The 11289-nt window shown below is 63.9% G+C and carries 16 protein-coding genes; 7 read left to right on the forward strand and 9 right to left on the reverse strand.

The features are described from left to right. Positions 1-16: 16 nt before the first annotated feature. Positions 17-919: a cysteine synthase CysM gene (cysM, locus tag B3H47_RS00695; RefSeq protein WP_286985411.1), complete on the forward strand. Its 903-nt coding sequence runs from the start codon at positions 17-19 to the stop codon at positions 917-919. 3 nt (positions 920-922) lie between these two features. Here cysM and B3H47_RS00700 read toward each other — a convergent pair whose 3' ends face one another. After that, a complete protein-coding gene (locus B3H47_RS00700) occupies positions 923-1105 on the reverse strand; it encodes a hypothetical protein (protein ID WP_041608984.1) in 183 nt (60 codons plus the stop codon). Between the two features lie 172 nt (positions 1106-1277). On the opposite strand from B3H47_RS00700, the gene B3H47_RS00705 reads away from it, so the two are divergent. Together B3H47_RS00705 and B3H47_RS00710 are read left to right on the forward strand one after the other, a co-directional pair. After that, the gene (locus tag B3H47_RS00705) at positions 1278-2390 is read left to right on the forward strand and encodes a DMT family transporter (RefSeq protein WP_286985412.1); all 1113 of its coding nucleotides are present in this window, start codon (positions 1278-1280) and stop codon (positions 2388-2390) included. A gap of 162 nt (positions 2391-2552) precedes the next feature. Continuing rightward, complete coding sequence (locus tag B3H47_RS00710; RefSeq protein ID WP_286985413.1) at positions 2553-3875, forward strand: sensor domain-containing diguanylate cyclase; 1323 nt, start codon at positions 2553-2555, stop codon at positions 3873-3875. An 18-nt stretch (positions 3876-3893) separates the two neighbouring features. Here the strand turns inward: B3H47_RS00710 and B3H47_RS00715 are convergent, their stop codons facing one another. From B3H47_RS00715 to B3H47_RS00750, 8 genes are all read right to left on the reverse strand, one after another. After that, positions 3894-4496 (reverse strand): LysE/ArgO family amino acid transporter, encoded by a 603-nt coding sequence (locus B3H47_RS00715; RefSeq protein ID WP_286985414.1) that lies wholly within the window; start codon positions 4494-4496, stop codon positions 3894-3896. A 510-nt stretch (positions 4497-5006) separates the two neighbouring features. Next, on the reverse strand, positions 5007-5471 hold the full coding sequence (locus B3H47_RS00720; protein WP_286985415.1) for a VOC family protein: 465 nt from the start codon (positions 5469-5471) through the stop codon (positions 5007-5009). Positions 5472-5560: 89 nt separating this feature from the next. After that, on the reverse strand, positions 5561-6064 hold the full coding sequence (locus B3H47_RS00725) for a GlcG/HbpS family heme-binding protein (RefSeq protein ID WP_286985416.1): 504 nt from the start codon (positions 6062-6064) through the stop codon (positions 5561-5563). Next, positions 6061-6222, reverse strand: a complete 162-nt coding sequence (locus tag B3H47_RS00730) for a hypothetical protein (protein ID WP_197737898.1) — start codon at positions 6220-6222, stop codon at positions 6061-6063. Before B3H47_RS00730 ends, B3H47_RS00725 begins: the two co-directional genes overlap by 4 nt. A gap of 2 nt (positions 6223-6224) precedes the next feature. Further along, positions 6225-7526, reverse strand: a complete 1302-nt coding sequence (locus B3H47_RS00735; RefSeq protein ID WP_286985418.1) for an arsenic transporter — start codon at positions 7524-7526, stop codon at positions 6225-6227. Between the two features lie 98 nt (positions 7527-7624). After that, the gene (locus tag B3H47_RS00740) at positions 7625-8173 is read right to left on the reverse strand and encodes an arsenate reductase ArsC (RefSeq protein ID WP_286985419.1); all 549 of its coding nucleotides are present in this window, start codon (positions 8171-8173) and stop codon (positions 7625-7627) included. A 24-nt stretch (positions 8174-8197) separates the two neighbouring features. After that, entirely contained in the window at positions 8198-8692 is a 495-nt protein-coding gene (locus tag B3H47_RS00745) for an ArsI/CadI family heavy metal resistance metalloenzyme (RefSeq protein WP_286985420.1), read from the reverse strand. Next, complete coding sequence (locus tag B3H47_RS00750) at positions 8689-9042, reverse strand: ArsR/SmtB family transcription factor (protein WP_286985421.1); 354 nt, start codon at positions 9040-9042, stop codon at positions 8689-8691. The genes B3H47_RS00745 and B3H47_RS00750 overlap by 4 nt, the downstream gene beginning before the upstream one ends. A gap of 208 nt (positions 9043-9250) precedes the next feature. Here B3H47_RS00750 and B3H47_RS00755 point away from each other — a divergent pair, with 208 nt between their 5' ends. Genes B3H47_RS00755 through ppk2 form a run of 4 tightly spaced genes read left to right on the forward strand, consistent with a single transcriptional unit; the run spans position 9251 to position 11280 of the window. Continuing rightward, positions 9251-9802, forward strand: coding sequence for a phasin family protein (locus B3H47_RS00755; protein WP_286985422.1), 552 nt, complete (start codon positions 9251-9253; stop codon positions 9800-9802). Between the two features lie 40 nt (positions 9803-9842). Continuing rightward, positions 9843-10205 carry a carboxymuconolactone decarboxylase family protein gene (locus tag B3H47_RS00760; protein ID WP_013123425.1) on the forward strand — a complete coding sequence of 121 codons (363 nt, stop codon included), beginning with the start codon at positions 9843-9845 and terminating at the stop codon, positions 10203-10205. A 3-nt stretch (positions 10206-10208) separates the two neighbouring features. After that, a complete protein-coding gene (locus B3H47_RS00765) occupies positions 10209-10481 on the forward strand; it encodes a hypothetical protein (RefSeq protein WP_013106199.1) in 273 nt (90 codons plus the stop codon). 1 nt (position 10482) lies between these two features. Then, positions 10483-11280: a polyphosphate kinase 2 gene (ppk2, locus tag B3H47_RS00770; protein ID WP_286985423.1), complete on the forward strand. Its 798-nt coding sequence runs from the start codon at positions 10483-10485 to the stop codon at positions 11278-11280. Positions 11281-11289 lie beyond the last annotated feature (9 nt).

The following is an 11289-nucleotide window of genomic DNA, read 5'->3' on the forward strand; positions in this document are numbered from 1 at the left end:
TTTTCAGGAGACTTCCATGTCCTACCTCACGATCGATCAGGTGATCGGCAACACCCCGCTGGTGCAGTTGCAGCGCATCCCCGGCGCCGACAATGCGCGGCGCGGCAACGTGATCCTGGGCAAGCTCGAAGGCAACAATCCGGCCGGATCGGTGAAAGACCGGGCGGCGATTTCCATGATTCGCCACGCGCAGGAGCGCGGCGCCATCAAACCTGGCGACACGCTGATCGAGGCCACCTCGGGCAATACCGGCATCGCCCTGGCGATGGCCGCCGCCATTCTGGGTTATCGCATGGTGCTCATCATGCCCGAAGACCTCAGCATCGAGCGCGCCCAGACCATGAAAGCCTTCGGCGCCGAGCTGTTGCTCACCCCCAAGAGCGGCGGCATGGAATACGCCCGCGATCTGGCCGAGCAGATGCAGCGCGATGGCAAGGGTCTGATGCTCGATCAGTTCGCCAATGCCGACAATCCGCGGGCGCATTTCGAGACCACCGGCCCCGAGATCTGGCGCGACACAAAAGGGCGCATCACCCACTTCGTCAGCGCCATGGGCACGACCGGCACCATCACTGGGGTGTCGCACTTTCTCAAGGAGCAGAACCCGGCGGTGCAGATCATCGGCGCGCAGCCGGAGGAAGGTTCGCGCATTCCCGGCATCCGTAAATGGCCGCAGGAATACCTGCCCAAGATCTACGAGCCGCAGCGGGTGGACCGGCTGGAGTACGTCAGCCAGGCCGCGGCGGAGAACATGGCGCGCAAGCTCGCCCGCGAGGAGGGGCTGTTCTGCGGCATCAGTGCGGCTGGCGCCTGCGAAGTGGCGCTGCGCATCGCCCGCGAAGTGGAAAACGCCACCATCGTGTTCATCGTCTGTGATCGCGGAGACCGCTATTTGAGCACCGGGGTGTTTCCGGCTTGACGATCAGCTTTGAGGTGCGGCGTGGCTCGCCGCGCTGATCGGGCTTGGGGGAACCTGCGCGATGCCCTGATCGGGCACGCTGTAGGCCCCGGGTGCGAAGACATGGCTGTAGCCCATGTAAAAGCCGACGGACAAGCAGACAATGAGCAGAATTCCAAGTCCGGTCAGATAGATTTTGGTTCCCATGATGCGTCAGAAAGAAGAGAGGTCTGGCGGGTCCATGCGGACATTCGCACAGACTGATTTTGTTTTGAACATTAGCCAGCCAATCGCCGCAGGCAAGCCGGGTTCACCAAACGTCACAAGCCATACGTCCTGACAGGGCGGCGTACCTTTCGTAAGCCTCTCACGCCCTCTTATGCCATCTTCTCTCACGCCCCCTTCGCAGAACGCTTCGCTCCATCAGGGCATCACCCTGGCGCTCGTCGCCGCCTTGTTGTTCGGCGCGAGCACGCCGCTGGCCAAGCTGCTGCTGGCCGACACCAGCCCGTGGTTGCTGGCGGCCTTGCTGTATCTGGGCTCGGGGATCGGCCTGGCCGCCTGGCGGGCGCTGCGTGCCGTGCGCAGCGGCGAGGCGGCTACGTCTCATTTGCAAGCCGGTGAGTGGCCCTGGCTGGCCGCCGCGATATGCAGCGGCGGTGTGGCGGCACCGGTGCTGCTGATGTTCGGCCTCTCGCGCATGCCGGCCGCGGGGGCTTCGCTGCTGCTCAATCTGGAGAGCGTGTTGACGGCCTTGTTGGCCTGGTTTGTGTTCCGCGAAAACTTCGATCGCCGCATCGCCTTGGGCATGGGGGCCATTGTTCTGGGTAGTGTGGTGCTGAACTGGCCCGGCCAGGGAGTGAGGCTGGACTGGAGCAGTCTGTGGCCGGGGCTGGCGGTGATCGGCGCCTGCCTGGGCTGGGCGCTCGACAACAATTTCACGCGCAAAGTCGCCTTGGCCGATGCCGGTTTTATCGCCATGAGCAAGGGGCTCATCGCCGGGGCGGTCAACCTGCTTCTGGCGATGCTGGTCGGGGCGCAATGGCCGACTTGGCCTATCGTGCTGGCGGCAGGCGCGCTCGGCTTTGCCAGCTACGGCGTCAGCCTGGTGCTGTTCGTGCTGGCGCTGCGGCATCTGGGTACGGCGCGCACAGGCGCGTATTTCGCCGTGGCGCCGTTTTTCGGCGCCGCGCTGGCCGTGCTTTTGCTCGGCGAAGCCCTCACCCTGGGGCTGGTGCTGGCGGGCGGGCTGATGGCGCTGGGCGTCTGGCTGCACGTCAGCGAACGCCATGCGCATGCGCACGACCACGAGGCGATGCACCATAGTCACCGCCATGTCCACGGCGGCCCGAAAGACGACGGCCATCACGATCATGTGCACGAGCCGCCGGTGCCGATAGGCACGCAGCACAGCCACCCGCATGACCATGCGCCGCTGCGGCATACGCACGCGCACTTTCCCGACGCGCACCATCGACATCGTCACGGGTGATGCGCCTGCGGCGCGATTGCTTCGTGCTTTGATAAATCGCTAAACTCAGCCTCTTTTGCTGCGCAGCGAGGTCGCACGGCAAAGCGCACGGCAAAGCGCGCGTCAGGTCATCCCGGGCCTGCGCAACGCAACTCTCCGGGATGTCTTGGCTGGGCGTACATCATGGCGTTTGCGGAGCAAGGCGGCCTGCCTTCCCTGGAGGTTCTGTTTGGGCACATGGCCGATGCGGTGTATCTGCTCGACCCGGTGACGTCCAACATCCTCTGGTGCAACCGCGCGGCCTATGCCGATCTCGGACTGCAAGCCAGCGAAGTGCTGCATCACTCGGTGCTCAGCCTGCAGAAGGACGTGCAGGGCTTGCCGCAGTGGGCCGACATCGCCCAAGTCATCCGCACGGCCGACTGCTACACCTTCGTCGGGCGCCATCGCCACCAGGACGGTGGCGAAATTCCGGTCGAGGTCAACACAACGCACTTTAACCATCAGGGGCGCGACTACTTTCTGTCCGTCGCCCGCAATATCAGCAAGCGGCTGAGCCTGGATGAGGCAAGCAGCACGCGCGACGAGCGCCTGCGTTTTGCTCTCGAACAGGCCATGGACGGGCTGTGGGACTGGAACCTGCTCACCGACGCGGTCTATTTCAGCCCGCAGCTCAAGCGCATGCTGGGATACGGCCCGGATGAAATGACGCCGCATGTCGAGACCTGGAAACATAACGTCCATCCCGACGACCGCGATCAGGTCATGTCCTTGATCGATCAGCATTTGCGCGGACGGCTGATGCGCTTCGAGGCGGAATACCGTTTGCGCAACCGCAACGGTCATGACATCTGGGTGCACGATCGCGGGCAGGTCTGCGAGCGCGACGCCCAGGGCCGTCCAACCCGTATGGTCGGCATGGTGCAGAACATCACCGACCGCAAGCTGCTGGAGTTGCGGCTGGAAAAAATGGCCAGCATCGACGATCTCACCCAGCTTCCCAATCGCCGCGCGGGCATGGCGGCACTGGCTCAGCAGATCGCCTTGAGCGAGCGCAGCGGTGGCGCGCTGAGCGTCGGCGTGCTCGATATCGACGCCTTTAAATCGGTCAACGACCGCTTCGGCCATGCCGTGGGAGATGAAGTGCTCCATCAGGTGGCCAGGCTGCTGCGCCAGACCTTGCGCCCAGGCGATTTGGTGTATCGCTCCGGTGGCGAAGAGTTCGTGCTGATCTTGCCCGCAGCCGGGCGCGAGACCGCCGACACGATCGCCGCCGATATTCACGCGGCCTTCGCGGCCAAAGACTGGGAAGGGGATCTCAGCGTACCCGGCGTGACCGTCAGCATCGGGCTGGCGAGCTATCCGCAGGATCAGCCGCTGCTGCACAAGCTGCTCGACCAGGCCGATCTGGCGCTGTATCGGGCCAAGGAAAGCGGTCGCAATCGCACCTGCCGCGCAGGTGATCTGCTCGCCGCCCCAGCGCCTTCGGCCTCGATGATCGACTGATTCTTATGCGGACGGCGATCACTCGCCCAGCAACAGCTTGAGAGCCAGTGCGGCCATCGTCAAGCCGATCAGCACGTCGAGCACCTTCCAGGTGAAAGGGCGCGCGAACACCGGCCGCAACAGCCGCGCGCCATAGCCCAGGGCGAAAAAGAACACGAACGAGGCCGACGCCGCACCCGCGCCGAACGCCGCCGTACGCCCGGGAAACTGGGTGGACACCGAGCCGAGCAAGACCACGGTGTCGAGATAGACATGCGGGTTCAGAAAAGTGAACGCCAGCACGGTGGCCAGCGTCTTGCCGAGCGGGCTGGCGCCGCCATCGGCCGGCGCCAGCACCGCCGCCGAGCGCAGGGCCGCCCGGAAACTGCGCGCCCCATACCAGAGCAGGAACGCGGCTCCCGCGTAACGGCTGAGCGTGGTCAGCCAGGGCGCCCGTGCCACCAGCACATGAAACCCGGACACGCCGACGCCGATGAGCAGCGCATCGGACAGCGCGCACACCATCACTACCCAGAAAATGTGTTCCCCCTTCAGCCCCTGTTTGAGGACGAAGGCGTTCTGCGCGCCGATGGCGACGATGAGCGACAGACCGAGGGCGAAACCGGAGAGGTAGGCGTGCATAGAAAAATCAGGGGGAGGGCGCAGGATGAAGGCGCGCATTTTGCTTGCAAGCGGCGAAGGAGACTCGTAATAGGCTGCGCTGTTCTTCGGCCCGTCGCAGCAGTCTCTGAAGGAAACGCCGAGCCGCCTCTGCGGGCTCTCCGTAGACTCAGATTCGGCTTTCAATCCCCCGCGGGGCAGGCATTCCGGAGAAATTGATCAGCACAATTCATTGGATAGGCGGGGGATAGACGGAGAAAAGGCGGGGTCGGCAAATCGCCGATGGCCCGATTGCTGGCCCAATATTGCATCGACCACGAACTGCCTTTTGACGTGTTCGTCCCCGCCACGCGCTGGTCGGATTTGGCCGTCGCTGCGGTCGGGGCCGCGCGCGCAATCAGCGGGGGGCGAAGGTGATGCGTCTTGCGCGGGCGGAATTGCGCCTCGCTGCCGCGCCAGCCCGCATCCCCCGAGCTACGGCGCTGGCCGACACCTCCGATCTGCGCGGCTGATGTCGGCGCGTCTCGTGGTTCAAGTTTGCGGGGTGTCGAGCAGAAACAACGGCTCCATGTCTGCGGGCATCTGCGCCAGTTCAGCATCGGTAAGCCGGGCATAGACCTCCAGCAGATAGCCGCTGGGGTCGCGCAGCCACAGTTCGTGCAGCGGCGTGCCGCGCCAGGTGGTGCGCGGGGGCTTGACGATCTCGGCCCCCGCAGCCACGGCGGCACGGTAGGCGGCGATGACTTCGGCCTTGCCCGCCACACCCAGTCCGAGGTGGTAGAGGCTGTAGGTGTCGAGTGCCTCACCGCGGTCGTTGACCAGCAGCACCAGGTTGAGGCGCAGCTGCGGCACGATGAAGGTGCTGTAGCGGGCGGTGCGGTCTTTGGGCGGCAGGCCGAAAAACGCGGTGTAGAACGCTGTGCTGCGCGCCAGATCGGCCACACGCAGGCTCATGTGGAACTCATGGGCAGCAGGGAATGCGGGTGAGGAAGTCATGGTGGTTTTTCAATTTTGACCAAAATGTTTGCGCGGCGCCAAAGGCAAACCCTGGGGCAAGCCCGGCACTCAGGATCAGTCGAAACGGCTCAAAACGCCAGATCGCCCTCGATGGCACTCAGCCCGGCTTTGGCGCAGAGGTCATCGTTGGCGCCGCCCGGCGCGCCCGATACCCCGATGGCGCCCACCATCTGTCCGGCCGCATCGATCGGCATGCCGCCGCCGATCATCACCACGCCGGGCAGGTTCTTGATGGCTTGCTCGGCAGAGCCGGGTTTGTTCACCCGCTCCGCCACCGAGCTGGTGGACTCCCGCCAGCTCGCCGCCGTGCGCGCCTTGCCTTCCGCCGCTGCCACGGTGTGCCAGCCGGCGAAGCGGTCGCGCAGCATCAGCAACGGCAGCCCCGACGGGTCGGTCACGGCCACCGCCACCTGCCAGCCGCGCTTGACGCATTCGGCCTTGGCGGCTTCGGCGGCCTTGAGCGCAGTTTCCGGGGTGAGGATCTTCTGCGTCCAGGTGGCCGATTCGGCCTGGGCGTTGGCGGCAAGCGTGCTGGCCGCGGCCAGAGTCAAAGCAATGAGGGTCTTGTTCATGGGATTGTGGGTCTGTGAAAAGAGAAAGGTTGAAAAAGGCTCAGGCGCTGATCCAGCTCTCGACCATCGTGCAGCTGTTGGCACACAAAACCACGCACTTCGGCCTCGGCGAACTGCCAGGCTTGCAGCATGCAGGGGGCGGCTTGGGTGTCGGTCATGGTCAGCCCAAACGCCAGGCCAGCGCCAGCAAGGTGATCAGCAACACCGGTGTGGTCAGCGCCAGCCCGATGCGCATGTAATAACCCCAGCCGATGTGCACGCCCTTGCGGTCGAGCACGTGCAGCCACAGCAGCGTGGCCAGGCTGCCGATGGGCGTGAACTTGGGGCCGAGATCGCAGCCGATGACGTGGGCGTAGATCATGGCTTCGCGCACCGCCGGGGCTATGCCCTGCGCGTGGTGGATGCCCAGGGCGCCCACCAGGGTCATGGGCATGTTGTTCATCACCGAGGACAGCACCGCGCTGATGAAGCCCGTGCCCACCACCGCGACCACGGTGCCGTGGCGGGCCAGCGCTTCGAGCGCCAGCGCCAGGTAGTCGGTCAGCCCGGCATTGCGCAAGCCATAGACCACGAGGTACATGCCCAGCGAGAACAGCACGATCTGCCACGGCGCGCCCTTGATGACGTGGCGCAGATCGATGACCGCGCCGCGGCCGCCGCGCCACCAGCGCCCGGCCAGAGCCAGCAGAAACAGCGCGGCGATGCCGGTGACCAGCGACACCGGCACCTGCCACGCGGCGGTGACGAAATACGCCACCAGCAGCACGGCCATCACCGGCCAGGTCCAGCGAAACACCAGCGCGTCCTTGATGGCGCTGGATGGCGCGTCGAGCCGGGCGAGGTCGTAGCCTGCGGGAATGTCGCGGCGGAAAAACAGCATCAGCACGACCAGCGTCGCGGCCAGCGCGGCCAGATCGACCGGCACCATCACCGCGGCGTAGCGGTCGAAGGGAATGTTGAAATAGCCCGCGGTGACGATGTTGACCAGATTGGAAATCACCAGCGGCATCGAGGTGGTGTCGGCGACGAAACCGCAGGCCATGACGAACGCCAGCGCCGCTGCCGGACCGAAGCCCAGCGCCAGCAGCATGGCCAGCACGATGGGTGTGAGGATGAGCGCCGCGCCGTCGTTGGCGAAAAACGCCGAAATCACCGCACCCAGCACCACGATGAGCGGAAACAGCCGCCGCCCGCGTCCGCCGCCCCAGCGCGCCACATGCAGCGCGGCCCAGTGAAACACCCCGGCGTCGTCGAGGATGAGAGAGATGATGATCAGCCCGACGAAGGTGAAGGTGGCATCCCAGACGATGTGCCACACCACCGGGATGTCGCCCCAGTTGATCACGCCGAACATCAGCGCGATCGCCGCGCCGCCCAGGGCGCTGTAGCCGATGCCCAGACCGCGCGGCTGCCAGATGACGAACACCAGGGTGAGGATGAAAATGAGCAGGGCGGCGATCATGGGTGTGGAATTTTTGTTGGGAAATGGACGCAATCGAGGACGCAATCGAAACGCAAACGGCAGGCCGTTCTGCCTGCCGTTGGGCGCGGGGAGAGCGATTATTGAACGACCGGGTCGAGATCGTCTTTGGCGCAGGACTCCGGCAAAGGCATGACCGGGGTCTTGCCGATGTCCACGATTTCCCGCTTGATCGCGGCGGCGTCCAGCCGATCCAGCGGCAGGCTGACGAAGGCGCGCACCCGGCACATGATCTGGCGGAAGATGGTCTGGAAGGCGCGGCGCTTCTCTTCGTCGCTGCCCTCCACGGCGGCCGGGTCTTCAAAGCCCCAGTGCGCAGTCATCGGATGTCCGGGCCAGATGGGGCAGGTCTCGCCCGCGGCCTTGTCGCAGACGGTGAAAACAAAGTCCATCTGCGGCGCATCGGGCGTGGCGAATTCATCCCAGCTTTTGCTGCGCAAGGTGTCCGTCGGGTAGCCGATGCTTTTGAGCTGTTCGATGGCGAAGGGGTTGACCACTCCGCCTGGATGGCTGCCCGCGCTATAGGCCTTGAAGCGGCCCTTGCCCAGGGTGTTGATCAGTCCCTCGCCCATGATCGAGCGGGCGGAATTGCCGGTGCACAGCACCAATACGTTGTAAACCTTGTCCATGAACATCTCCAAGTGGGTAAAAGATCAGCAGCAGGATGATTTGGAAGCGGAGGCGCCGCCGCAGCATGCCGTCGCCGGGCGTGGTGCCGGTGACGGCACGGCAACCGCCGCGGCGGGCACGCAGCAAGCGCTGCCATCGGGCGAGTCATTGAACATGGGAATGGTGTCCAGGGTGTGATAGGTCTCCCAGGCGATGCCGACCGGGTCGTTGGCCCAGTATTTGTCGGAGCGGGCATAGCAGCAGGCGGCGCCGGTTTCTTCGATGAAGCCTGCCTCGGTGGATTCGAGCCGTTGCTGCATCTCCAGCAGTTCCGCATCGCTTTCCACCTGAATGCCCAGATGGTTCAAGCCGGGCGCGGCGCCGCGCTGCGAAATGGCGAAGTTCACTCGCGGGTCGTCGAGCATCCACTTGGCGTAGTCGGCCTTGCGCACCGTGGGCTCGGCGGCGAACAGGCCGGAGTAGAAGCGAATGGCGTCGTCCAGCGCGGGCACGCTGACGTGAACATGGAAGCGTTTCATGGGTGAGTCTCCTCAACAGTTGAGCGTACGGGTGGGGGGCAGTTCGCCTCGACCGGGCCGCAGGGATTGCCGCCGCAGCAGTTGTCGGTGAGGTAGCCGATCAGTTCATTCATGGTGGAAAAGCGCGCGGTGTAGATCACAAAGCGCCCTGACTGGCGAGACTCGACCAGGTCGGCGTGGGCGAGCTCTTTCAGGTGAAACGAGAGCGACGAGGGTGCAGTGGCGGTGAGCTCGGCAATTTTGCCCGCAGCCAGCCCTTCGGGGCCCGCCTGCACCAAGACGCGAAACACGCGCAGACGCGAGTCTTGCGACAGGGCGGCGAGAACCAGGAGTGCAGCTTTTGTTTCCATATTTCAAAGTTTATGGAAGCGTGGAAATTAAGGCAAGTGCTTTTTGGGGTCATGCCAGTTTGGCAGGCCGCTGTCTCTGTGCAGTGTGCGCTGCAGCAAAATCTGCTTACAGGTATGGCAAATCGGGTCGCACCAACATGATGCAAGTCAAGCTCCCGCTGCTGTGCTGTAGCACACTGCAAACTCACATTCACATTGGGGAGTTGCCATGAATCCGACCGAATCGCTGAAAGACTTGCAGAAGGCCGAGCTGGAAGCCGCCGTTGCGTTGAATCAGGTGCTTTTTCGCGGCTATGAGCAACTGACCCAGTTGCAGATGCAAACCATGCGTCTGATGGCGCAGCAGGCGGCGCAGACGCTGCAATCGGCAGTCGGCAAGGGCGAGGTGCCGTCTGCGCCTGGCGCTGACTGGGCAGATGCCGCGCGCGCAGGGGGCGAAAACGTCATGAGCTACGTCGAGAAATTCGGGCAGATCGCCTCTGCGACCCAGGCCGAAATGACCGAGATCCTGCAGTCCAGACTTGAGCGCCTGCAAAACAGCCTGCACGACAGCCTTGGGCAGAACGCGAGCGCAGCAGCGCCCGCCGGGGTTGAGCCGATGCAGGCCTTGCTGCAAAGCACCATGAACTGGACCACCCAGGCGCTCAACACCTTGCAAGACACGCAGCAGCAGGCGGTCAGGCTGATGAGCGCCCAAGTACCCAAGCCGGCCGCCGCAGCCAGCCGGACGTCGGCTTCATCGGCTGCGCGCCGCAAGTGAGTGTCACTCCATTGAAACCATTGAAACGAAAGGAAGAACCATGACGGAATCCCCGATGCGCGAGCGTCTGCATGAAGTCGAGTCCTTGCTGTCCACGCTCGGCAAAAGCCATCCCAACGAAGTCCAGGCCTTCATGAACTTCATGGGCAAGGCGGAATCCGGCCCTGCGCTGTCTGGCAAGCAGAAAGAACTGGTCAATGTGGCGCTGTCGGTCGCGGCGCAGTGCGAGTGGTGCATCGCGTTTCACGTCAAGCAGGCAGCGCATGCCGGGGCGAAACGCGACGAGCTGATCGAGGCCGGGTTCTTGGCGGTGCTCATGCACGGCGGCCCCGCAATGATGTACATGACGCCCTTGCTCAAGGCGCTCGATGAATTCGGTCTGCCTGCTGCGGTTCAGGTGTAGTGCATGAAACAAGCGCCGTTGTCGCCCGAGAAGATGCGGGAGTTTGAAGAGTTCATCTGGCGTGCCATGGGACGGCTGGACGGCAGCGAGTCGCGCGATTTGCTCGACCCCAAGAGCGAACTCGGCCAGATCGCGCGGGCCTACTATGAAGAATTGGCCGAAGGCAAACCTTGGGAGGAGATGGCCGATTACCTCACCCCCGTCGGCAGCGATGCGCTGCCGGAACATTTGCCTGCCGATCCGCCGCTGAAATCTGACCTGGGTTTAGGAGACTGAAATGGCAAAAAACAGCACGCAAAACAAAAAATCTGCATCCCACCCCGATCACGGTTATGGCAAAACCCTCGAAGCCCTGCAGATCGAGCTGGTGAAGTTCCAGAAACACCTCATCGCCAAGGGCGACCGCATTCTCATCCTGCTCGAAGGGCGCGACAGCGCGGGCAAGGATGGCACCATCAAGCGCGTCATCGAGCACCTCTCGCCGCGCGATACCCGCGTGGTGGCGCTGAACAAACCCTCCACCCGCGACGAGTCGGAGTGGTACTTCCAGCGCTATGTGCCTTATCTGCCGGCGGCCGCCGAATTCGTGCTGTTCAACCGCAGTTGGTACAACCGCGCCGGGGTGGAGTGGGTGATGGGTTTTTGCACCGAGGCGCAGTACGAGGAATTCATGGAGACGGTGCCGACGTTCGAGCAGATGCTGGTGCGCTCGGGCATTCAACTGTTCAAGTACTACCTCGACATCGACAAGGCCGAACAGAAACAGCGCCTCAAGGATCGGCTCACCAATCCGCTCAAGCAGTGGAAGATGAGTCCGATCGACGCCGCCGCGCAAAAGCACTGGAAAGACTACAGCACCGCACGCAACGCCATGTTCGCCCGCACGCACACGCCCACTGCGCCCTGGACCATCGTGCGCGCCAACGACAAAAAACAGGCGCGGCTCAACCTCATCATGGATCTGCTCACCCGGCTGGATTACAAGGACAAGGCTCACGCCTTGCTCTGCCCCGATCCCGACGTGGTGTTCAACTACACCCACGACGCGGTGGAGCAAGGCCGCGTGGCGGCCTGAAGGCCGGGC

Origin of the sequence: Thiomonas sp. UBA7699 (genome assembly GCF_002482605.1) — a bacterium.
In the GTDB taxonomy this organism is placed as follows: Bacteria; Pseudomonadota; Gammaproteobacteria; order Burkholderiales; family Burkholderiaceae_C; genus Thiomonas; species Thiomonas arsenitoxydans.

Coding starts and splice junctions, on each gene's coding strand:
- cysM (WP_286985411.1), top strand. CDS start 17: ATGTCCTACCTCACGATCGATCAGGTGATCGGCAACACCCCGCTGGTG.
- B3H47_RS00700 (WP_041608984.1), bottom strand. CDS start 1,105: ATGGGAACCAAAATCTATCTGACCGGACTTGGAATTCTGCTCATTGTC.
- B3H47_RS00705 (WP_286985412.1), top strand. CDS start 1,278: ATGCCATCTTCTCTCACGCCCCCTTCGCAGAACGCTTCGCTCCATCAG.
- B3H47_RS00710 (WP_286985413.1), top strand. CDS start 2,553: ATGGCGTTTGCGGAGCAAGGCGGCCTGCCTTCCCTGGAGGTTCTGTTT.
- B3H47_RS00715 (WP_286985414.1), bottom strand. CDS start 4,496: ATGCACGCCTACCTCTCCGGTTTCGCCCTCGGTCTGTCGCTCATCGTC.
- B3H47_RS00720 (WP_286985415.1), bottom strand. CDS start 5,471: ATGACTTCCTCACCCGCATTCCCTGCTGCCCATGAGTTCCACATGAGC.
- B3H47_RS00725 (WP_286985416.1), bottom strand. CDS start 6,064: ATGAACAAGACCCTCATTGCTTTGACTCTGGCCGCGGCCAGCACGCTT.
- B3H47_RS00730 (WP_197737898.1), bottom strand. CDS start 6,222: ATGACCGACACCCAAGCCGCCCCCTGCATGCTGCAAGCCTGGCAGTTC.
- B3H47_RS00735 (WP_286985418.1), bottom strand. CDS start 7,526: ATGATCGCCGCCCTGCTCATTTTCATCCTCACCCTGGTGTTCGTCATC.
- B3H47_RS00740 (WP_286985419.1), bottom strand. CDS start 8,173: ATGGACAAGGTTTACAACGTATTGGTGCTGTGCACCGGCAATTCCGCC.
- B3H47_RS00745 (WP_286985420.1), bottom strand. CDS start 8,692: ATGAAACGCTTCCATGTTCACGTCAGCGTGCCCGCGCTGGACGACGCC.
- B3H47_RS00750 (WP_286985421.1), bottom strand. CDS start 9,042: ATGGAAACAAAAGCTGCACTCCTGGTTCTCGCCGCCCTGTCGCAAGAC.
- B3H47_RS00755 (WP_286985422.1), top strand. CDS start 9,251: ATGAATCCGACCGAATCGCTGAAAGACTTGCAGAAGGCCGAGCTGGAA.
- B3H47_RS00760 (WP_013123425.1), top strand. CDS start 9,843: ATGACGGAATCCCCGATGCGCGAGCGTCTGCATGAAGTCGAGTCCTTG.
- B3H47_RS00765 (WP_013106199.1), top strand. CDS start 10,209: ATGAAACAAGCGCCGTTGTCGCCCGAGAAGATGCGGGAGTTTGAAGAG.
- ppk2 (WP_286985423.1), top strand. CDS start 10,483: ATGGCAAAAAACAGCACGCAAAACAAAAAATCTGCATCCCACCCCGAT.